The sequence below is a fragment of the Bradyrhizobium sp. YCK136 genome (genome assembly GCF_044570075.1).
Classification (GTDB): Bacteria; Pseudomonadota; Alphaproteobacteria; order Rhizobiales; family Xanthobacteraceae; genus Bradyrhizobium; species Bradyrhizobium diazoefficiens.
Genome location: NZ_CP172424.1, coordinates 1,327,808 through 1,348,182 on the forward strand (window position 1 = coordinate 1,327,808; position 20,375 = coordinate 1,348,182).

Below are 20,375 nucleotides of genomic sequence, written 5' to 3' on the forward strand. Positions count from 1 at the left end.
GCGAAACAGTGTTATCTCGGGAGCCGACGCTGTCCAAAGAGCGGAAGGCAATATGGGCGAGTGCGCAAACGCGAGCACCCGTCCAACCCGGCGTGGTCGTAGACCCTGGCATGTATGGAAGCGAGCTATGGCTGATTTTGGGTGACGCGGCCTGATCAGGCGGCGTGGCTTTCAGTGTTCGGAATGACTTCGATTCCGTCGATGAACTTTACACCGGCGATGACTTTCGGCAACTGGTTCGTGCTCTTCAATCGCCGCCAGGTCTTCGATGCGGCGTCGATGAGCTTGAACACCATCAGCTTCGCAGTTTGTTGCGACAGCGATCCCTTGGTCCGCACCGTTCGGTGGCGCACCGTGGCGAAGACGCTCTCGATCGGGTTCGAGCTGCGTAGGTGGATCCAGTGCTCAGCAGGGAAGTCGAAGAAGGCGAGCAGCGCATGGCGATCCTTGATCAGGCACTCCACCGCACGTCCGTATTTGACGTGGTATTTCTCGACGAAGACGTCGATCGCGGTTTCAGCTTCGGCCCGGTGTGGGGCCAGATAGATGTTCCGCAGGTCGTTCTTCATGGGGCCCTGCACGGATTTGGCGACCTTGTCGAGTACGTTGCTCACTTTATGGCACCAGCATCGTTGGTGCCGCGTGCCGGGAAAGGCCTCGTCCAGTGCCTTCCAGAAGCCGAGGGCGCCGTCGCCGATGGCGAGTTGCGGGGCAATCCGTAACCCGCGTTGCCGCAGGTCGATCAGGAGTTCGCGCCAGCTCTGCGCGCTCTCGCGCACGCCGACCTGGAAGCCGATCAGCTCCTTCTTGCCTTCCGGCGTGGTGCCAATCAGCACCAGCATGCATTCGCTGTGATCTTCCATGCGGGCCTGCAGGTACACGCCATCGGCCCAGATGTAGACATAGCGACGCGCCGACAGATCGCGTCTCTGCCAGCGTTCGTACTCGACCTGCCAATCGGCCTTCAGGCCGGCGATCACCGAAGGCGACAGGTTCGGCGCATCCTTGCCGAGCAGCGCCGAGAGCGCCTCCTGGAAGTCGCCGGTCGAGATGCCGCGCAAATAGAGGACCGGGATCAAGGCATCCAGGCTCTTCGTCCGCCGCGCCCATAGCGGCAGGATTGCCGAACTGAAGCGGAGGCGGTCGCCTGGCCCGCTCGCTCCGCGGTCGCGGACCTTGGGACGAGCGACCTCCACCGGACCGATGCCGGTCGCAATCTCGCGCACCGGACCGTGCCCATGTCGGACCAGGCGCGCTCGACCGTCGGGCAGCGTCAGATTGGCCGTGCTGGCCAGAAACGCGCCAACCTCGATCTCGATCGCCCTGGCAAGCAGGTCCCGCGCGCCGGCTCGAACGATATCGGTCAGTGGATCATCAACCGCGGACGGCTGACGGAAAGCAAGAACATTGGTAGTCTCGGTCATGGCGTATCGCTCTCCTCGAGAGGTTCTGGCAGGCTCGTCACCCGCCTCGATACGCCGCCTTCCTCACACCGTCATCACCCAGATTCCGCCATAGCTCTATGGAAGCTCCTTGTACGGGAACCGGGATATCTCCGGGTCGGCCATCTTCCTTCTCGGAGGAGATGGTCCGCAGCGGGAAGGCGAGGAGCTGTAGCCGCTGATGCACGACACGGAGAAGTCTGACTCTGGCATAGTAGCTGAGAAGCCAACGAACAAAGCCGGATTACTGGCGGCGGAGTGGGCGGAGCCAAGGCCGGGGACCAAGGGAAACGCGGAACAGCAGCGCATGCACCGGACACAGGGCCGGGCTCGCATGACCCAGTCGCTGGACCGCGTACGGACAGCCGCAAGGCTGAGGAAGAAGGACCGGTTCACCGCGCTCTTTCACCACATCAATGTCGATACACTGCGGGCGGCGTTCTTTGCGCTCAGGCGTAAGGCTGCTCCCGGAGTGGATGGCATGACGTGGGAGGACTACGAGGAAGATCTCGAGCCCCGGCTCGCCGATCTGCACAAACGGGTCCAACGAGGAGCGTATCGCCCGCAACCGTCTCGCCGGACGTACATACCAAAGGCAGACGGCAAGCAGCGCCCGTTAGCGATCGCGGCTCTCGAAGACAAAATCGTCCAGGGCGCCACCGTCATCGTGCTCAACGCCATCTACGAAGGAGACTTCTGTGGCTTTTCCTACGGGTTTCGGCCCGGCAGAGGACCACATGATGCGTTGGACGCGCTCTGCACAGCGATCGAGACGCGGAACGTGAACTGGATCATTGACGCCGACATCCAAAACTTCTTTGGCGCAGTCAGTCAACCTTGGCTGGTTCGCTTCTTGGAACATAGGATCGGCGACAAGCGCATCATCCGCCTCATTCAGAAATGGCTGAAGGCGGGTGTTCTCGAAGACGGCGTCGTAGCCGCTGATGACAGGGGAACGGGTCAAGGTTCGGTGATTTCACCGCTTCTGGGCAACATCTACCTGCACTACGCTCTCGACCTGTGGGCCAAACGCTGGCGACAGCGCGAGGTCTCCGGCGGCATGATCATCGTGCGTTACGCGGACGATGTAGTAGTCGGCTTTGAGCGCGAGGATGACGCACGTCGTTTCCTTGACGCGATGCGCGCGAGACTGGAGGAGTTCGAGCTGACGCTCCACCCGGCCAAGACCCGCCTGATTGAGTTTGGTCGCCATGCGGCGGCTCAACGCAAGCAGCGCGGACTCGGAAAGCCGGAAACCTTTGCGTTCATGGGGTTCACGTTTATCTGCGGCAAATCACGCCAAGGGCGCTTCCAGCTTCAACGGAAGACCCGTAGCGACCGCTTGCGAACCAAACTCCGCGAAATCAAGGAGGAGCTAAGGCGCCGAATGCACTGGCCGATCCCTGCACAAGGGAAATGGCTGAGGCAGGTCTTGACCGGCCACTTTGCGTACTTTGCTGTCCCGACGAATGGCCGAGCGCTCAATGCGTTTCGGTTCTATCTGACCGATCTCTGGAGGCGGACGCTTCGGCGGCGCAGTCAGCGGACCTGTCTGACCTGGGATCGCATAACGCAGATCACCGATGACTGGCTCCCCAAGGCTCGCATCCTTCATCCATGGCCGAAGCTGCGCTTCGCCGTCAAACACCCGAGGTAGGAGCCCGGTGCCTTAATTGGGCTCGCCGGGATCTGCGCGGGGGGCGCCCAGTGATGGGTGTCCCTACCGCGAACAGATTGTTGATTTTGCCGCGTTTTATAGGATTCCCGAATCAATTTTTCAATGATTCATGGGTGGTCGGCTCTTGGAGGGCTGACCATGCCGGGATGGGAAGACGAACTCGAACGCTGGCTGATGCCGTTCTTGGACCGGCTGGGTCATAAGACCCGACAGCGGATGTGTCCTCTATATGTTGCGGGATTGATCGGTCCTGGCGATCGCAAGAGCGTTCAGCCGATGGCGGAACGCCTTGCTACGAGCAACTACGACCAGTTGCACCATTTCATTGCGGACGGCGTCTGGAACGCGACGCCGCTAGAGACAGAGCTGCTCAACCAGGCGGACCGACTTGTCGGCGGCAGGGATGCGGTGCTGGTTATTGATGACACCTCACTGCCGAAGAAGGGCGAACGATCGGTTGGTGTTGCGCCTCAATACGCATCGGCTCTCGGCAAAACGGCAAATTGCCAAACGCTGGTGTCTTTAACGCTTGCGCGCGGCGAAGTGCCAGTGATGGTCGCGTTACGTCTCTTTCTGCCTGACAGTTGGACAAGCGACGTGTCTCGTTTGAAGCACGCTCGCGTACCAGTCGAACACCGAACGCCACGGTCCAAGCCGGAGATTGCTTTGGCCGAGATTGACCGCGCTATAGCAGCCAACATGCGCTTTGGGTGTGTGCTGGCGGATGCAGGATACGGCCTCAGCGCATCGTTTCGACAAGGGCTAACAGAGCGCGGGCTGGCCTGGGCTGTCGGTATCCCTCGGCATCAGAAAGTGTATCCGGTCGATGTGAAGCTCATTTGGCCGATCACCAAAGTCCGCGGCAAACCACGAAAGCACCACGTGCCCGATATCTTATCGATTGCGGCAGAACAAATGCTGGCCCGCGCCAAATGGAAAACTGTGAGTTGGCGTAGCGGGACGAAAGGTCGGCTCAAAGCCCGATTTGCGGCTCTCCGTGTCCGCACCGCCGACGGCCCTCCGCAGCGGATATGGGATAAAGGTCAGCAGCATCTCCCAGGCGACGAGGCCTGGCTCATTGGCGAGCAACGTGCCTCCGGGGAGAAGAAATACGTAAGCGGAGCTTTTCTCCCATTTGATTGACTGGTTTCGCTTCGGCTTTCGCTCTGCGATCCTTGGCTTGTCAGAGAGCCGAGAGGAGACTGAAGGCGATGGAACAATCGGGGGAGGAAGCCGAAGCTGATGGCTTTTTAGGGAAGCTTACGCGCCGGACGCGTTCTGGAGGCCGGTTATGGTCTGCGGAGATCAAGGGGCGCGCTGTTTTCGAGAGCATGAAGCCCGACGCCCGGGTATGTGATGTCGCACGGCGTTACGGTGTGAAGGCCCAGCAGTTGACGACGTGGCGCAGATTGGCGCGTGCTGGCCGGCTCGCATTGGTCACGGACGACGCGGCGGATTTCGTGTCGATCGAGCTGAGCGATCCAGTGGCGTCAGGCAAGAGCGAGGGGCCCGTCGAGATTACGATTGGCAAGGTTTCGGTCCGCCTGGATGCGGACGTGTCGGCGGTGCGGATCGCGGAGATCGTGACTGCGATCGAGCGCGGCGCATGATCATTCCGGCGCAGGGACTGCGGATTGTGCTTGCTGTGCGTCCTGTTGACTTCCGGTGCGGGCACGACGCGCTGGCCGGTCTTGTGCAAAACACGCTTGGGCTCGATCCGCATTCGGGCCTGATCGTGGTTTTTCGTTCGAAGCGCGCCGACCGGCTGAAGATTTTGCTATGGGACGGCACGGGCCTCGTTTTGGTCTACAAGCGCCTTGGCCGCGATGGTCGTTTCGAGTGGCCGCAGATCAGCGACGGCGTCATGCATCTGACGCGCGTGCAGTTCGAAGGGCTGAACTGGAAGCGAGTGGGCGAACGGATTGTCGCGACGCCAGCTGCGGCGAACTGACTCAGACCCGACAACCTGTTTCGCGCGGGGCTTTGGGATGATAGCTTGCGGATGTGCCGCCGTCCCCCATTGATCCCGCCCGTCTTGCAGCGCTGCCCGCCGATTTGCGCGCGCTCTTCCGCGCGCAGGAAGCGATGATTGAAGCCGAGCGTCGTCGCGCAGACGATGAATGCTCGGCGCGCCTTCATGTCGAGAGTGAACTGGCTGCGTCCAAAGAGAGCGTCGAACGCCTCGAACTGCTCGTGAAGGAGTACGAGCGCGCACGTTTCGGTAAACGCTCGGAAAAGTTCAATCCCGATCAGATGCAACTGGTTCTCGAGGACATCGAGATTGCCATCGCCGAAGTCCAGGAACGCCAGGACGATCGTGCGCGCCGCGCCGGCACGGCGCCGTCCAGCCGCCGGACCAGGCGCGCTGCCCGTGCCTTTCCCGCGCACCTGCCGCGCATCGAGCAGGTGATCGAACCCGAGAACCTCGAGTGTCCCTGCGGCTGCGGCCGGATGGTCCAGATCGGCGAGGATCGCTCCCGCCGTCTCGATGTCATGGCCGCCCAGTATCGTGTGATCGAGACGGTGCGACCGCGCTACGCCTGCGCAAAGGGCTGCACCGGTGTTGCTCAGGCGCCGGCGCCCGCCCATCTCGTGGAGGGTGGCATCCCCACCGAGGCGCTGCTGGCGCAGGTGGCGGTCGCCAAGTTCAGCGAGCACATGCCACTCTATCGTCAGTCGCAGGTTCTGGCTCGGCATGGCATCTTCATCGATCGCGCCGTTCTGGCAGACTGGATGGGAACGGTCGCCTTCCACCTCGCGCCGCTGGTCGAGCGCATGAGCGTCGTGATGAAGCAATCGGGCCGCTTGTTCATAGACGAGACCAGGGCGCCTGTGCTCGATCCGGGCCGGGGCCGAACGAAGACCGGCTATCTGTGGGCTGTCCTGCGCGACGATCGCGGCCACGGCGGCGCTGATCCACCAATCGTGGTCTACCACTACGCGCCAGGACGCGGTGGTGACCATGCTGAGCGCATCCTCGAGGGCTTCGACGGCATCCTTCAGGTCGACGGATACCAGGGCTATCATCGGCTCGCACGGCCCAAGCGCAAAGGCGGCGTGCCGCTGCGGCTGGCCGCATGTTGGTCCCACTCAAGGCGCAAGATCATCGCAGCGACTCCGAAAGCCGGCTCACCCATCGCCGAAGCCGTTCTCGCGCGCATCGCCGCACTCTATGCGATCGAGAAGGAGATCCGTGGCGCCGACGCCCCGGCTCGGCAAACGACCCGTAACGAGCGATCACGGCCGCTCGTCGCTGAACTCGAGAGGTTTCTGCGCGAGCAAGCCGCTCGCCTGTCGCCGGGCAGCGAGATGGGCAAGGCGATCGCCTATCTCCTGAACCATTGGGATGGCCTCACCTTGTTTCTCGACGATGGTTGCGTTGAGATGGACACCAATCCCGTCGAAAATCAAATCAGGCCGCTGACTCTGACGCGTAAAAATAGTTTATTTGCTGGTCACGACGAAGGTGGTCGTTCATGGGCGCGCATAGCTTCGCTCATCGCCACCTGCAAAATCAACAGCGTGGAGCCCTACGTCTGGATGAAAGCGACGCTCAAAGCGATCGCAACCGGTCACCCGCAGTCCCGGATCGACGAGCTCCTGCCCTGGTCGTTCGGCCGCACCTCGTAATTCTCCGTCGTTGCCGCCTCCATACCCCCCGCCAACGATTTGCAAACACGTTGATCAACAGACTGCAATCCCCACGCCAAACCTTTGCGAATGGGGCGCGAACGTCGCTTACAGAAATACTATCTCGCCAATCTTCCGGCGGTAACGGATCTGCGCACGCTGGCCGCCACCATCAAGGCTCGGTGGATTTGTGAGCAGGCGCATCAACAGTTGAAGGAGGAGCTTGGACTTGATCACTTCGAAGGGCGATCATGGCAAGGTCTTCATCGCCACGCCCTTATGACAATGATTGCCTACGCCTTCCTGCAACATCGTCGCCTCGCATACGCGAGGCGGAAAAAAAAGAATCAATGGGCCTCCGCCTCAACCAACCATGCCCGCCGTACGTCACGCCATCGTCGATCTCATTCTTCGGCCGCCGTCTCAGCAGTGCCCATATTGCCAAAAGAAAATCCTTGAAAAACAGTGGCGCAAACACATTCTGTTCGCGGTAGGGAGAGCTGGCCCCGCAAATTCGGACAGTAGCTTGAGTGGATTTTCTGCCTGACAGCGGCGAGGATTCTTGCTGCGAATCAGGAGCGAAGATGACGAAGAAGAGCCGCCGGACGCATTCTCCGGCATTCAAGGCGAAGGTTGCTTTGGCTGCGGTCAAAGGCGACAAGACACTGGCGGAGCTGGCGCAGCTGTTTGATGTTCATCCGAACCAGATCACGATCTGGAAAAACCAGCTCCTGGAAGGCGCCGCCGGCGTGTTTGGGCATGACAAGACATCGGCCGAGACGCCGGTCGATTTGAAGGCGTTACATGCCAAGATCGGCGAGCTGGCGTTGGAAAACGATTTTTTGTCCGGCGCGCTCACCAAGGCGGGCCTGCTGAGCGCAAAGCGATGATCGACCGCGATCATGATCTTTCTATCGTGCGCCAGGCGAAGGTCCTGAAGCTGGCTCGCAGCACGGTCTACTATGAACCTCGGCCAGTTTCGGCCGAGGACCTTGCCTTGATGCGTCGGCTCGATGAGCTGCATCTCGATTATCCCTTCGCGGGAGCGCGTATGCTGCGATCGTTGCTGCGGCGGGAGGGCGTATACGCCGGTCGCCGCCACATCGCGACGCTGATGAAGCGCATGCGGATCGAGGCGGTCTATCGTCGCCCGAACACGAGCAAGCCGGCTCCGGGTCACAAGATCTACCCGTACCTGTTGCGCGGATTGAAGATCGAGCGGCCCGACCATGCGTGGGCAATGGACATCACCTACATTCCGATGCGGCGTGGCTTCGTCTATCTCGCGGCGGTCGTCGATGTGTTCAGCCGACGGGTCCTGGCCCATCGCGTCTCGATCACAATGGAGGCGGCCTTCTGCGTCGAAGCGGTCCAGGAGGCGTTGGCGAAGCACGGCAGGCCCGAGATTTTCAACACGGATCAGGGCAGCCAGTTCACCAGCCTCGAGTTCACCGATGTGCTGCTGGACGCGAAGATCGCCATCAGCATGGACGGCAAGGGCGCCTGGCGCGACAACGTGTTTGTCGAGCGGCTCTGGCGCACGGTCAAATACGAAGAAGTTTATCTCCGCGCCTACGACAGCGTGTCCGAGGCGCGAGCGTCAATTGCCAAGTATCTGGCCTTCTACAATCAGGGACGCCCTCACTCGAGCCTTGACGGGCGCACGCCCGACGAGGCTTACTTCGGCACGCAAGCTATGGTGATGGCCGCATGACCGTCGCCGACGGTTTTGTCGTCGCTCTGGTCGGGCTACGCCCTCCCGACGCAACGACAAAACCGTAAAGCCCCGCGTTCAGCATAACCCGGCAGGAATCCACTTAAATCCAGCGGGGCGCTGTCCAAACAACCGGGGCCAGCTCTGGCTCCTACCTCGGGTGTTTGACGGCGAAGCGCAGCTTCGGCCATGGATGAAGGATGCGAGCCTTGGGGAGCCAGTCATCGGTGATCTGCGTTATGCGATCCCAGGTCAGACAGGTCCGCTGACTGCGCCGCCGAAGCGTCCGCCTCCAGAGATCGGTCAGATAGAACCGAAACGCATTGAGCGCTCGGCCATTCGTCGGGACAGCAAAGTACGCAAAGTGGCCGGTCAAGACCTGCCTCAGCCATTTCCCTTGTGCAGGGATCGGCCAGTGCATTCGGCGCCTTAGCTCCTCCTTGATTTCGCGGAGTTTGGTTCGCAAGCGGTCGCTACGGGTCTTCCGTTGAAGCTGGAAGCGCCCTTGGCGTGATTTGCCGCAGATAAACGTGAACCCCATGAACGCAAAGGTTTCCGGCTTTCCGAGTCCGCGCTGCTTGCGTTGAGCCGCCGCATGGCGACCAAACTCAATCAGGCGGGTCTTGGCCGGGTGGAGCGTCAGCTCGAACTCCTCCAGTCTCGCGCGCATCGCGTCAAGGAAACGACGTGCGTCATCCTCGCGCTCAAAGCCGACTACTACATCGTCCGCGTAACGCACGATGATCATGCCGCCGGAGACCTCGCGCTGTCGCCAGCGTTTGGCCCACAGGTCGAGAGCGTAGTGCAGGTAGATGTTGCCCAGAAGCGGTGAAATCACCGAACCTTGACCCGTTCCCCTGTCATCAGCGGCTACGACGCCGTCTTCGAGAACACCCGCCTTCAGCCATTTCTGAATGAGGCGGATGATGCGCTTGTCGCCGATCCTATGTTCCAAGAAGCGAACCAGCCAAGGTTGACTGACTGCGCCAAAGAAGTTTTGGATGTCGGCGTCAATGATCCAGTTCACGTTCCGCGTCTCGATCGCTGTGCAGAGCGCGTCCAACGCATCATGTGGTCCTCTGCCGGGCCGAAACCCGTAGGAAAAGCCACAGAAGTCTCCTTCGTAGATGGCGTTGAGCACGATGACGGTGGCGCCCTGGACGATTTTGTCTTCGAGAGCCGCGATCGCTAACGGGCGCTGCTTGCCGTCTGCCTTTGGTATGTACGTCCGGCGAGACGGTTGCGGGCGATACGCTCCTCGTTGGACCCGTTTGTGCAGATCGGCGAGCCGGGGCTCGAGATCTTCCTCGTAGTCCTCCCACGTCATGCCATCCACTCCGGGAGCAGCCTTACGCCTGAGCGCAAAGAACGCCGCCCGCAGTGTATCGACATTGATGTGGTGAAAGAGCGCGGTGAACCGGTCCTTCTTCCTCAGCCTTGCGGCTGTCCGTACGCGGTCCAGCGACTGGGTCATGCGAGCCCGGCCCTGTGTCCGGTGCATGCGCTGCTGTTCCGCGTTTCCCTTGGTCCCCGGCCTTGGCTCCGCCCACTCCGCCGCCAGTAATCCGGCTTTGTTCGTTGGCTTCTCAGCTACTATGCCAGAGTCAGACTTCTCCGTGTCGTGCATCAGCGGCTATCGGCGAAGACCGGGCTATGGCTCGAATAGTGCTGCAGTCCAAGCTCTCGGGCCTCGTTGAGCTCGCGGAGATCGAAGGCGCTGCCTTCCAACTCGGCATTCCCCCACGTCGCTGGATTACGATATTGTCCAGGTCCCTCAATCTATACTCGTCTTTGTCAGCACAGAAATCAGCGGCCTGTGTGACGAAATCGAGCCGATTCTGCCAATGGGGCAACCAGAACTCTTCGACGAGCGGTCCACACCAGGCATCCTCCTTGATCGACGGTTCAAACAGCAGCGTCAACCGGCGTTCCTGCCGCCAATCAGCGTGCCATTGGTCTTCCGAAACGATTTCGACGTCTTTCATGCGGCGACCCCTGAGTTTTCTTATCGCATCCACACAGCCCAACGCGTTGCGGATGGTATCAGGCAACTCTCTGCCTACGAAAGAGCTTGCAACAAGTCGGCTCGTCGATTTGCCGGTAGAAAACAAGCGAGTCCGCTACGGGTCTTGGTTGTGTGGAAACGGATAATTCGGAAGCGACCGTAGTTGGCAATAGGTGCAGGCCGCCGATGTTTTGCCGTCGGATCGTCTAACAGGCGGCCAAGATCGTTATAGCGCCGTGCTTTGCCGCTTTTGGACGCCCTTATCCGTCCCTTAGGTTGCGCGGATAGCTGCAATCAGGCTCGGTCTGCCGACGATGTTCATCACCCGGGTGAGGTTATAGGCGAGGACATGCAACGCCATCTCGGCGGCCACGTTCCGTAGGCGCTTCATCAGGAAATGGGTCGCGCCCATGCGGGCCTTGATCGTGCCGAAGGGATGCTCGACCGTCTCGCGCCGCGTCCGCATGGCGTCAGGATTGGAATCGAGCCGTCTCTGGACCCCCTCGACCACGTGCTCATGCTCCCAGCGCGTGATGCGGCGCTCCTTGGACGGCGTACATTGGCTCTTGATCGCGCAGCCTTGGCACGCCGCTGTCGACCAGTAACGGCGCAGCGTCATTCCATGCTCGATGTTGGTGTAGTGATAGGGCAGCAGCTGGCCGGATGGGCAGCGGTAGACGTCCTCATCAGACAGGTAGGCGAAGTCCTGTTTGCCGAACCGGCCCTCCGCCTTGGCGTTCGACGTCATGGGCTTGGGCAAGGTGACGGCAATGCCAGCCTCTTCGCAGGCTAGTATCTCCTCTCCGTCGAAGTAGCCACGGTCGGCGACCGCCTCGAGCTTGTCCACTTCGAGCACTTCTTTGGCTTGCTTCGACATCCGGGCAAGCTGCCCACGGTCGTTGCCGACGTTTATAACCTCGTGCGTAACAATCAGATGGTGTTCGGTGTCCACCGCGACCTGGACATTGTAGCCGACGACACCCGATCCGCGTCCGCTGGTGGCCATCGAACGGGCATCCGGATCGGTGAGCGATATCTGTTGATCCGGCGTGTTGCGCATCTGCGCATCGAGCACCTCCAGGCGGCTCATCTCCTGCTTCAGCCGCGCGATCTTTTCCTTGATCCTCGTCGTCTTGATGCTGATCGCTTCCGATGGCTCCTGCCGATCGGCGCTATCGAGTTGACGCAGATATCGACCGACGCTTTCCTCGATCTGCGCCATCCGCCTCGCCATCTTGGCATGCGTGAAGTTGCGGTCGCGGTTGTTCACCGCCTTGAACTTGCTACCATCGATTGCGACGCTTCGGGTCTGCAACAGGCCCATTTGCCGGCATAGTGCAATGAACTTCGCACAAACCTTCCGGATCGCCGCACCATTGTCCTTCCGGAAATCGGCGATCGTCTTATGATCGGGAGCCAGGCGGCCGATCAGCCACATCACCTCGATATTGCGGCACGCCTCACGTTCCAGGCGGCGACTGGACTGCACCCGATTGAGATAACCGTAGATGTAAAGCTTCAGAAGGACTGCCGGATGATAGGAGGGCCGGCCCGTCTCCTTGGCGATCGCACGCACAAACCCCATTCCATGCAGGTCGAGCGCCTCGACGAACACATCGATCACATGGACCGCGTTGTCCTCGCTTACCCAATCCTCCAGACATTCCGGCAAGAGCGTCAGCTGGGATCTGTCCGCGCCTTCAACGAAGCGTCCCATCCGTATCCCCCATCAGGAAACGGAGGAATCGTAGCCGACTCGTGGCTTTTTACACAGCCAGGGTCATTTGCGACCGACATGGGTTATCCGCTCCATGTCCGATCTATCCCCGATAGCGACCGAACGGCGGACGCGCCCAGACCATGGGGGTGGTAGCAGAGCAGCGCGAGATCGGCGAGCACGGCACTCTAGGGCGCGGGCTCTTAAGTCCGATCAGCCGGCGAAAGCATGCCACTCCCAGAGCCTTCACAAGCCTAAGCCGGAAGCCAGTCTTGATATGCGTCAATCTGTCGGAGCGCAAAGCGGCTAGTGGTAAAGCCTTTCTAGCCAGCGTCGGAGCGCGACATGGTAAAGTGTGGTTGGTTGATAATTGCCGGCCTTACCGCTGCTTTCGCTGCCGCGGCTCAGGCTGAAGACCTCGACATCGGCAAGTCAGAATTTCAGTCTTCGTGCGCGAGTTGTCATGGCGCGGATGCAAAGGGCAAAGGACCGGTCAGCGACCAGCTCAAGATCCCGCCTCCCGATTTGACGGTGTTGGCCAAGAACAACAACGGGGTCTTTCCCACGAACGCTGTCTATGAAACCATAGATGGATCGAAAACAATTCCTGCTCACGGCACTCGTGAGATGCCAATTTGGGGGGAACGATTCAACCCCATTGTCAACTTGCCTCACTATGTTGATCCGTCTTATTGGAAGATGGCCGGGCCGGAGCAAAGCCCCGAAGTCGTCGTGCGAAAACGCATCCTCGCTGTTGTCGATTATCTCAGCCGCGTTCAGCAAAAGTAGCAACCGACGAGCATAAGATTACTTGCCCATCCCGCTTAGCGCCCGCTAAAGCGGAAAAAGTTTGCTTGCGCCACAACCGACGAAGCAGCTGCACCACCAACCAGCCCGATGAACTCCCGCCGCCTCATATTGCCTCGTGATGCGCCCGGGAGTCTTACTGCCCTGTTTGCCAAACCGCGATGTCCGAAGCGGGTCGAGGCCGACATCTGCCCGGCCCGATGCCGTGCCTTCTGTGGGGTCAAAACGCGAAAAACTCAACGTGAGCAAGCTCAGTCCGCTATGCCCCATTGAACGGACCTCAATGAGGCGTGCTACTACTTCGCTGATGGGCCAGAAGCCGACCTCGCGATTGGCTTATGGGCCCGGCACCATCATGGTCGGCTCTTCCAGCAGGGAAAAGTCGTAGCCCTCGCAGCTAACATTCGGGTTGGTGGGCGCAAACATGCCGAGCGGGTTGTCCTTGAACAACCAGGCATGCAGATCATAATGCACAAACTCCTTTGGAATGAGCGGCCAGTGTCCTTCCATCGGGCCCATGAAGGGTTGGTCGAAGAGAGAGGGGCGCTGCTTGGTATCTGCCGTTAGAGGCACCAACCACTCAACAGCCACGAGCTTCAATTCCTTGCCCACAGGTTCGTAGATCAATACGTTGGGCTTCATCGGATCGGGAGCGCCCTGCACTGTGACATTGGCAAAGTGCACTCCCATAGCGCCTTTGGCATACTCCATGTGGTGCGGAACTTTCTCGCCAGAATAGTGCACGCAGCCCACCGTCGACAGGTAGAGGTCGCGCACGGCTACCTTGTAGTCCTGATATTTCTCCAGCGATTTGCGCAACGCGTCGAGCTGAGCCTTGTAAGGCTCTTCTGCTGCAATTGGTCTGAGGGCCGCACCGATAAAAGCAAGACCTAGCGCGGCGACGAAGGTACCACGGACATATTTGCGCATGTTCCCTCCTGGCTTTTCATCAAAGCAATGTCGGAATGAACTGGCCGAACCAAGGGTGAGGGTTTTTGCCATTTCCGACAAGACGATAACAACCTCATGGCCGCCAATCGCGATAGAAAAATGGTGGTACTCCCTCTTGGGCGTACATGGGCCTTTGATGGCTCAGCCGACAGACCGCGTTCTTCATCGCCCGACTGTCAAGAGGATGTCTCAATCGGGTCATCAGCGGCAATGCGCTGACCGAGCGGAACATTTCCGCTAAGCCTTCAAGACCGGACTTCTGCGCGTTAAGAGTACACGCCCTAGATTAAAGTCGACGTCGACCAGCTCACGTCGGAGAAACCATGCTCGCTCGCACCCTGCTTGCGGCCACCGTCCTGTTGATGCTCGCGCACCCGGCAATGGCGCAGGCGCCGCTCGCGACCTACAAATCCTTGAGTCCCGGGCTGGCGCTTGATCTGGCAAGTGAGGGTTTCTGTCCTCGGCATCGAAGCCCTCATCAGCTCGGCGACGTTGCTTGACTCACGTCAAGAACGCGCGTGGCGCAGCGTGTTAGTCGGGAAACTGGGGCGGTACCATTCGAACCATGGACACGAAGCAATGGTCACGCAAAACAACATCAATTTCTTCACCAACTGGGCCAAGGAGCGTCTCGACGAAATGGAAGCAACGGTGACCTCGCTCGAAGCCAGGGCTTCCGAGGTGCAGTCGGAAGCGCGTGAGAAGGCCACGAAGGTTCTGGCGGATCTCTGCAAGCAGCGCGACGAATTCCGCGACACCGTGAAGAAGCAGTCGGAGGTCGGCGAGGCCGCCTGGAGCCAGGCAAAATCAAGAATGGAAGCCGATTGGCGCGTGTTCGAGACCGAGGCCGGAAAATACGTCGAAAGCTTCGGCAAGCAGATCGAGCAGCAACAGGCGACGTTCAAGCTTCAGGCCGAAGCGCAGCTCAAGGCGTGGCGCGAAGCCGCCGACAAGCTCGGCAGCGATGCCAAGAACTTTGCGTCCGAGCGCCGCGGCGACATCGACGCAGCCCTGAAGCGCATGAATGCCGATGCAATCGAGGCGGAGAAAAAACTGGAGAAGCTCAGAGAGGCGGGGACCCACTCATGGTCCGCACTCATGGCGGCCCTGGCGGAGACCCGCCTTGCCTTTGATCGTGCCAACGAGGCGGCGCGGGAGGCTTTCAAGCGAGCTGCCTGATCAGACGCGGTGAACTTCCGGAGACCGCCGTCAGGCGGTCTCCTTGCCGTCGGCAGCTCGAGCGTTGCCCTGACACGCCAGCGGCCTTCTCAGCGTCCGCGCTAGATGCCCAAAAGCTTGCGCGCGTTCGCCTTCAGCACCTTCGGCCGGATCTCGTCGCGGATGTCGATCTTGGCGAAGTCCGACAGCCAGCGGTCCGGCGTGATCACCGGCCAGTCCGAGCCGAACAGCATCTTGTCCTGGAGAATCGAGTTGATGTAGCGCACCAGGATCGGCGGGAAGTACTTTGGCGACCAGCCCGACAGGTCGATGTAGACGTTCGGCTTGTGGGTCGCGACCGACAGCGCCTCTTCCTGCCAGGGGAAGGAGGGGTGGGCGAGGATGATCTTGAGGTCGGGAAAATCCGCCGCGACGTCGTCCATGTACATCGGGTTGGAATATTTCAGCCGCATCCCCATGCCGCCGGGCATGCCGGAGCCGACGCCGGTCTGGCCGGTGTGGAACAGCGCGATGGCGCCGCCATTGTTGATCTCTTCGTAGAGCGGATAGGCCATGCGGTCGTTGGCGTAGAAGCCCTGCATGGTCGGATGGAATTTGAAGCCGCGCACGCCGTATTCCTCGATCAGCTTGCGCGCCTCGCGCGCCCCGAGCTTGCCCTTGTGCGGGTCGATCGAGACGAACGGGATGAGGACGTCGAGATGATCGGAGGCGACCTCCAGCATCTCGTAATTGTTGTAGCGGCGGAAACCGGTCTCGCGCTCGGCGTCGACCGGGAAGATCACCGCGGCGATGTTCTTGGAGCGATAGTAGGCGGCGGTCTCCGGCACGGTCGGCGGATGCTTGTTCGGCGACTTGAAGTACTCCGCCATCTGCGCCTGGAAGTCGTCATAGCCGTCGTCAGCGTGGCAGCCGCAGGGCTCTTCGGCGTGGGTGTGGATGTCGATGGCGACGACATCGTCGATGTTGGGCAGCTTCAGCTTCGGCATTGGTTTCCTCCCGACGGGTTGCCAAATTGATTATATGATATAACGAATTTGGCAAGGCGTCGCTGGAAGCAAAACCGCAGCCCGCAAAAGTCATTGCCGTGCCTGGCCTCTGACGCGGCAGATCGGGCCGATCCGGCCGCTTCTACTGTGCATGGGGTTGTTTTCGCGAATTTGCCGGTTCGGAACCGGGCAGTTAACATTGACATGACCTCCCGCCATGCCTTAAGAACCGCCCCGTCCCGGGCGGTCGTCCGCCAGCGGGAAAAATCTCATTTTGCCACATTCGCGCGTGCCGAAACGGTAGTGCCGAACACGGCCTTTCGAACGTTCAGGATTCTGCCATGAAGGTCCGTAACTCGCTGAAATCGCTGCGCGGTCGCCATCGCGCCAACCGCCTGGTTCGCCGCAAGGGCCGGGTCTATGTGATCAACAAGGTGCAGCGCCGCTTCAAGGCTCGCCAGGGCTGATTAGCCCTGCCGGACGCCCCGCGCGCCCCGCAAGACCACGGTCTCACACGAGTTTGACGCCGCCTTTGCTTTGCAAGGGCGGCTTTGCGCGTCTAGACTTCGGTCATGGCATTGAGAGTCCTGGCAGTGAGATTCCCTTTCGCACGCACCCTGTGTCTGGCCCTTGCCCTGGGAACCGCCGGCCTTGCTCCGGCCGCGGCGCAGCAGGTTGAGCCGCCGTCCCCGCCCGGCAAGCAGAAGAAGCTTCCCGAAGCGCCGGCCAAGCTGCCCAAGGTCGATCGCACCAAAAATCTCGATTTCCTGTTCGGCGCGCTGAAGGCGGCGCCCGACGATGTCAGCGCCAAGCATGTCGAGGCGCGGATCTGGGCGATCTGGCTCCAGACCCCGAGCGATACCGCCTCGCTGCTGATGGCGCGGGCCAAGACCGCGGTCGACGCGCAGAAGATCGACGTCGCGATCAAGCTGTTGGATTCGGTCATCAAGCTCAGGCCCGACTACATCGAGGCCTGGAACCGGCGCGCCACGCTCTACTACATGCAGAACGACTACGGCCGCTCGCTCGCCGACATCCAGCAAGTGCTGATCCGCGAACCCCGCCATTTCGGCGCGCTCGCGGGGCTCGGCATGATCATGCAGGAGGTCGGCGACGAGAAGCGCGCGCTCGAGGCCTACCGCAAGGCGCTCGCCGTCAATCCGCACCTCGAGAAGATCCCCGATCAGGTCAAGGCGCTGACCGAAAAGGTCGAAGGCCGCGACATCTAGTACCCACTTTTCTTGGAACGTGAGTCGTGATTCAAGGTCGGGATGATACCCGAAGCAAGAGAAGTCCACCTTTCGAGGAAAGATCGCAAGGTGCTTGAGGCGTGCTGTCGCTCACCGGTGACGTTGCAGCGCGATTTGAAGCGGGCGCGGATAGTTCTGTTGGCGGCGGATGGGCGCAGCACCCGGTCGATCGCCAAGGAAGTTGGGGTCCAGCCGCGGATTGTCAGCCTTTGGCGGCATCGCTATGCCGACCATGGCCTTGAAGGGCTGCAAGACAAGCCGCGGCCTGGCAAGCAGCCGATCTATACGAAGACGACCGACAAGCGGATTCTGAAGCTGCTGGATAAGCCGCCACCGCAAGGGTTTGCGCGCTGGACCGGCCCCCTGCTGGCCGAGGCGCTGGGCGATGTCGATGTCCAATATGTCTGGCGGTTCCTGCGCAGCCACAAGATTGACCTGGTGGCTCGCAAGTCCTGGTGCGAGAGCAACGACCCGAACTTTACGGCCAAAGCCGCCGATGTTGTCGGCCTCTATGTCGCGCCGCCGGCGAAGGCCATTGTGCTGTGCGTGGACGAGAAGCCCTCGATCCAGGCTTTGGAGCGAGCGCAGGGTTATCTGAAGTTGCCCAATGGCCGCGCCTTGACCGGCCAAAGCCACGATTACAAGCGGCATGGCACCACAACATTGTTTGCGGCGCTCGAAGTCGCCACCGGAAAGATCATCGCGACCCATTCAAAACGCCGGCGCCGCGTCGAGTTTCTCGATTTCATGAACAGCGTCACCGCGGCTTTTCCGAACCGCAAGCTTCACGTCATCCTCGACAACCTCAACACCCATAAAAAGAACGAGGACTGGCTCAAGGCCCACCCCAACGTGCAATTTCATTTCACGCCGACAAGTGCGTCATGGCTCAATCAGGTCGAAGTATGGTTTTCCATCTTGCAGGGGCAGTCGCTCAGCGGCACCTCCTTCACGAGCCTCAAGCAGCTTCAGGAACACATCGATGCCTACGTCAACGCATACAACGACAGAGCCGAGCCCTTCGTCTGGACCAAGAAAAAGGTCCGTCAACGCCGTTTCAAAGGCCGCCGTATCACTCAGCTCTGATTCCGGGTACTAGAGCACGATCCGGACCCGAAGGGCCGCGCCAGCGCAAAGGGATAGTTTGATCATTTCCCGAGCGATTGCGGCGCACGCGGATTAACCACGATCACACGCGTCGCATGAGCTGGGGTATCGCCAATGCGGCCGCAGGCCTACCTGCATGGCAGGAGCAAAGCCATGAAGCGTTTGATTTTTGCGGGTAGCTTGTTGCTCGCGTCGGGAACGGTGAGTCTCGCCGACGGACTGTTCTGGGTGGTCGGCAACCGCGCCACCGGCAAATGCAACATCGTGACCAGCAATCCGGTCATCATCGGCGACATCTGGTTCGGCGATGGTCCCTACAAGTCCAGGGCCGACGCCAAGCTCGCCCGCTCGACCATCCGCGCCTGTCCCGCGGTCAGTCCCGACGACGAAAAGGACGCGGACAAGACGGACTAGGTCCGGCCCGCAACCTAATGCAGGGCGCTGCCGCCGCGCTCGGCGAGGCCGCGATCGGCCGCTGCGGCGTAAGCCCTGGCGAGCTCCGCCTCGAGATGCTCGTTGATCAGGAGCAGCGCCCGCACGGCACCGCGCAGGTCACCGTTGCAGCTTGCGACAATCTCGTCGATTGCAGTGTCGTTCGATCTGAAGCTCATCGAAATTCTCCGGTTCAAATCAGGACAAATCCTGCCGGCCTGTCCCGCATCCCCTGAGGTCGCGAGGAGGATCGGCGCCCACCCGCGCCTAAATGGCGGAACCGACCATGGCGATTATATGGAAACCGCTATGACGACCGCATGAAGCTGGTCCGAAGCTCGCGCGCAATCAGGAATTAGATTGATTCTATTGAGTTTTTCTGGCCCTCGATTATGCACATATCCACAGCCCCTCATTTCCGGTGGAAGTGCTGAAGCCCCTGGGGCGAAACTGCCGCGTGCCACGCCCCGTAATTGCCAGGTGCCTTATTACGTCCGGATTCTCTCAATGATCGTGATGACAGTCGTGACGGCGCTGGTTCTGCTGGCGCTGGTCACGCAGGCCGGAATCGTCGCCGTGCAATGCGCCTTTCCGCCGCAGGGCCGGATGATCGAGGTCGATGGCGCGACGCTTCACGTCGTCGACATCGGCCCGCGCGATTCACGCCCGCCGGTCGTGATGTTGCACGGCGCGAGCTCCAATCTCGAAGCGATGCGACGCCCGCTCGGCGATCTCCTGGCAAAAGACCATCGCGTCATCCTGATCGACCGTCCCGGCCATGGCTGGAGCACGCGCGCGCGGCGGCAGGATTCGACGCCGCAGATCCAGGCGCGGATGATCGACGAGGCGCTTCGTAAGCTCGGAATCGATCGTGCGGTGTTCGTCGTGCATTCCTGGAGCGGGGCGCTCGGCGCGCGCCTCGCGCTCGATCATCCCGGCCGCGTCGCCGGCCTCGTGATGCTGGCGCCCGTCACGCATCCCTGGCGCGGCGGCGTCGGCCGCTACAACGAGCTCATCGCAACGCCCGTGATCGGCCCGCTGCTCGCCTACACCATCACGCTGCCGCTCGGGTATTTCGTCGCCGAGTCCGGCGCGCGCAATGTGTTCCTGCCGCAGACCATGCCCGATGGTTTCGTGCAGCACTCCGCGACGCCGCTGCTGCTGCGGCCGCGCGAGTTCATCGCCAATGCCTATGATCTGGTGACGTTGAAGGCATCGGTGGCCGGGCAAGCCACGCGCTATGGCGAAATATCGGCCCCGGTCACGATCATCGCCGGCGAACCCGACAAGACGGTGAAGACCAACATCCACGCGCGCCCGTTCGCGGCGATGGTGCCGAATGCAAAGCTGATCGTGCTGCCCGATCTCGGCCACATGGTGCAGAACGCCGTGCCGGATCTGGTGAAGACGGAGATCGAGACGATGATCGGGAAAATCGTGCCGGCGCAGGCGGCCACCGACTGAAGCGTTTTCGAGC

Annotated in this window: 19 protein-coding genes and 2 pseudogenes; 15 read left to right on the plus strand and 6 right to left on the minus strand. The window is 60.8% G+C overall.

The genetic code is table 11. The features are described 5' to 3' along the window. Window positions 1-155: 155 nt before the first annotated feature. Complete coding sequence (locus ACFLEY_RS06260; RefSeq protein ID WP_038952271.1) at window positions 156-1,424, minus strand: IS256 family transposase; 1,269 nt, start codon at window positions 1,422-1,424, stop codon at window positions 156-158. Window positions 1,425-1,623: 199 nt separating this feature from the next. Here ACFLEY_RS06260 and ltrA (ACFLEY_RS06265) point away from each other — a divergent pair, with 199 nt between their 5' ends. The 7 genes and pseudogenes from ltrA (ACFLEY_RS06265) (at window position 1,624) to ACFLEY_RS06295 (ending at window position 8,464) form a co-directional block, all read left to right on the plus strand. Continuing rightward, window positions 1,624-3,099 carry a group II intron reverse transcriptase/maturase gene (gene ltrA / locus ACFLEY_RS06265; protein WP_060909086.1) on the plus strand — a complete coding sequence of 492 codons (1,476 nt, stop codon included), beginning with the start codon at window positions 1,624-1,626 and terminating at the stop codon, window positions 3,097-3,099. Window positions 3,100-3,222: 123 nt separating this feature from the next. After that, window positions 3,223-4,233, plus strand: a pseudogene (locus tag ACFLEY_RS06270) (IS701 family transposase); the annotation flags it as partial. A 98-nt stretch (window positions 4,234-4,331) separates the two neighbouring features. Further along, entirely contained in the window at window positions 4,332-4,730 is a 399-nt protein-coding gene (locus tag ACFLEY_RS06275) for a transposase (RefSeq protein WP_060912919.1), read from the plus strand. Beyond that, window positions 4,727-5,071 carry an IS66 family insertion sequence element accessory protein TnpB gene (gene tnpB, locus ACFLEY_RS06280; RefSeq protein ID WP_396604560.1) on the plus strand — a complete coding sequence of 115 codons (345 nt, stop codon included), beginning with the start codon at window positions 4,727-4,729 and terminating at the stop codon, window positions 5,069-5,071. The genes ACFLEY_RS06275 and tnpB overlap by 4 nt, the downstream gene beginning before the upstream one ends. Before the next feature lie 134 nt (window positions 5,072-5,205). Continuing rightward, window positions 5,206-6,750, plus strand: a complete 1,545-nt coding sequence (gene tnpC, locus ACFLEY_RS06285; protein WP_224517700.1) for an IS66 family transposase — start codon at window positions 5,206-5,208, stop codon at window positions 6,748-6,750. Window positions 6,751-6,861: 111 nt separating this feature from the next. Continuing rightward, window positions 6,862-7,209, plus strand: a pseudogene (locus tag ACFLEY_RS06290) (transposase); the annotation flags it as partial. Window positions 7,210-7,334: 125 nt separating this feature from the next. Beyond that, a protein-coding gene (locus ACFLEY_RS06295) for an IS3-like element ISRj2 family transposase (protein WP_085967151.1) occupies window positions 7,335-8,464 on the plus strand; the annotation gives its coding sequence in 2 pieces (ribosomal slippage) (window positions 7,335-7,587 and window positions 7,587-8,464; 1,131 coding nt in all). 151 nt (window positions 8,465-8,615) lie between these two features. Here the strand turns inward: ACFLEY_RS06295 and ltrA (ACFLEY_RS06300) are convergent. Beyond that, window positions 8,616-10,091, minus strand: a complete 1,476-nt coding sequence (ltrA, locus tag ACFLEY_RS06300) for a group II intron reverse transcriptase/maturase (RefSeq protein ID WP_060909086.1) — start codon at window positions 10,089-10,091, stop codon at window positions 8,616-8,618. Window positions 10,092-10,740: 649 nt separating this feature from the next. Further along, entirely contained in the window at window positions 10,741-12,186 is a 1,446-nt protein-coding gene (locus ACFLEY_RS06305; protein ID WP_082755932.1) for an IS1182 family transposase, read from the minus strand. A 345-nt stretch (window positions 12,187-12,531) separates the two neighbouring features. On the opposite strand from ACFLEY_RS06305, the gene ACFLEY_RS06310 reads away from it, so the two are divergent. Next, window positions 12,532-12,975 carry a cytochrome c gene (locus ACFLEY_RS06310; protein ID WP_011090283.1) on the plus strand — a complete coding sequence of 148 codons (444 nt, stop codon included), beginning with the start codon at window positions 12,532-12,534 and terminating at the stop codon, window positions 12,973-12,975. Between the two features lie 354 nt (window positions 12,976-13,329). On the opposite strand, the gene ACFLEY_RS06315 is transcribed toward ACFLEY_RS06310, so the two are convergent. Next, a complete protein-coding gene (locus tag ACFLEY_RS06315; protein ID WP_028174598.1) occupies window positions 13,330-13,923 on the minus strand; it encodes a hypothetical protein in 594 nt (197 codons plus the stop codon). 344 nt (window positions 13,924-14,267) lie between these two features. On the opposite strand from ACFLEY_RS06315, the gene ACFLEY_RS06320 reads away from it, so the two are divergent. After that, window positions 14,268-14,444 carry a hypothetical protein gene (locus ACFLEY_RS06320; RefSeq protein ID WP_171901091.1) on the plus strand — a complete coding sequence of 59 codons (177 nt, stop codon included), beginning with the start codon at window positions 14,268-14,270 and terminating at the stop codon, window positions 14,442-14,444. A 79-nt stretch (window positions 14,445-14,523) separates the two neighbouring features. Next, on the plus strand, window positions 14,524-15,123 hold the full coding sequence (locus ACFLEY_RS06325; protein WP_060910405.1) for a hypothetical protein: 600 nt from the start codon (window positions 14,524-14,526) through the stop codon (window positions 15,121-15,123). Between the two features lie 101 nt (window positions 15,124-15,224). Here ACFLEY_RS06325 and ACFLEY_RS06330 read toward each other — a convergent pair whose 3' ends face one another. Continuing rightward, window positions 15,225-16,109: a 4-hydroxyphenyl-beta-ketoacyl-CoA hydrolase gene (locus ACFLEY_RS06330; RefSeq protein WP_011090280.1), complete on the minus strand. Its 885-nt coding sequence runs from the start codon at window positions 16,107-16,109 to the stop codon at window positions 15,225-15,227. 341 nt (window positions 16,110-16,450) lie between these two features. Here ACFLEY_RS06330 and ykgO point away from each other — a divergent pair, with 341 nt between their 5' ends. The 4 genes from ykgO (at window position 16,451) to ACFLEY_RS06350 (ending at window position 18,880) form a co-directional block, all read left to right on the plus strand. After that, entirely contained in the window at window positions 16,451-16,576 is a 126-nt protein-coding gene (gene ykgO, locus ACFLEY_RS06335; protein WP_006611362.1) for a type B 50S ribosomal protein L36, read from the plus strand. Window positions 16,577-16,681: 105 nt separating this feature from the next. Then, entirely contained in the window at window positions 16,682-17,338 is a 657-nt protein-coding gene (locus tag ACFLEY_RS06340) for a tetratricopeptide repeat protein (protein ID WP_082755935.1), read from the plus strand. 42 nt (window positions 17,339-17,380) lie between these two features. Continuing rightward, window positions 17,381-18,445, plus strand: a complete 1,065-nt coding sequence (locus ACFLEY_RS06345; protein ID WP_026192128.1) for an IS630-like element ISRj1 family transposase — start codon at window positions 17,381-17,383, stop codon at window positions 18,443-18,445. A gap of 174 nt (window positions 18,446-18,619) precedes the next feature. Then, window positions 18,620-18,880, plus strand: a complete 261-nt coding sequence (locus ACFLEY_RS06350) for a hypothetical protein (protein WP_060912896.1) — start codon at window positions 18,620-18,622, stop codon at window positions 18,878-18,880. Window positions 18,881-18,894: 14 nt separating this feature from the next. Here the strand turns inward: ACFLEY_RS06350 and ACFLEY_RS06355 are convergent, their stop codons facing one another. Beyond that, window positions 18,895-19,077 carry a hypothetical protein gene (locus tag ACFLEY_RS06355; protein WP_038967318.1) on the minus strand — a complete coding sequence of 61 codons (183 nt, stop codon included), beginning with the start codon at window positions 19,075-19,077 and terminating at the stop codon, window positions 18,895-18,897. Between the two features lie 328 nt (window positions 19,078-19,405). On the opposite strand from ACFLEY_RS06355, the gene ACFLEY_RS06360 reads away from it, so the two are divergent. Beyond that, on the plus strand, window positions 19,406-20,362 hold the full coding sequence (locus tag ACFLEY_RS06360; protein WP_211434239.1) for an alpha/beta fold hydrolase: 957 nt from the start codon (window positions 19,406-19,408) through the stop codon (window positions 20,360-20,362). Window positions 20,363-20,375: the final 13 nt, after the last annotated feature.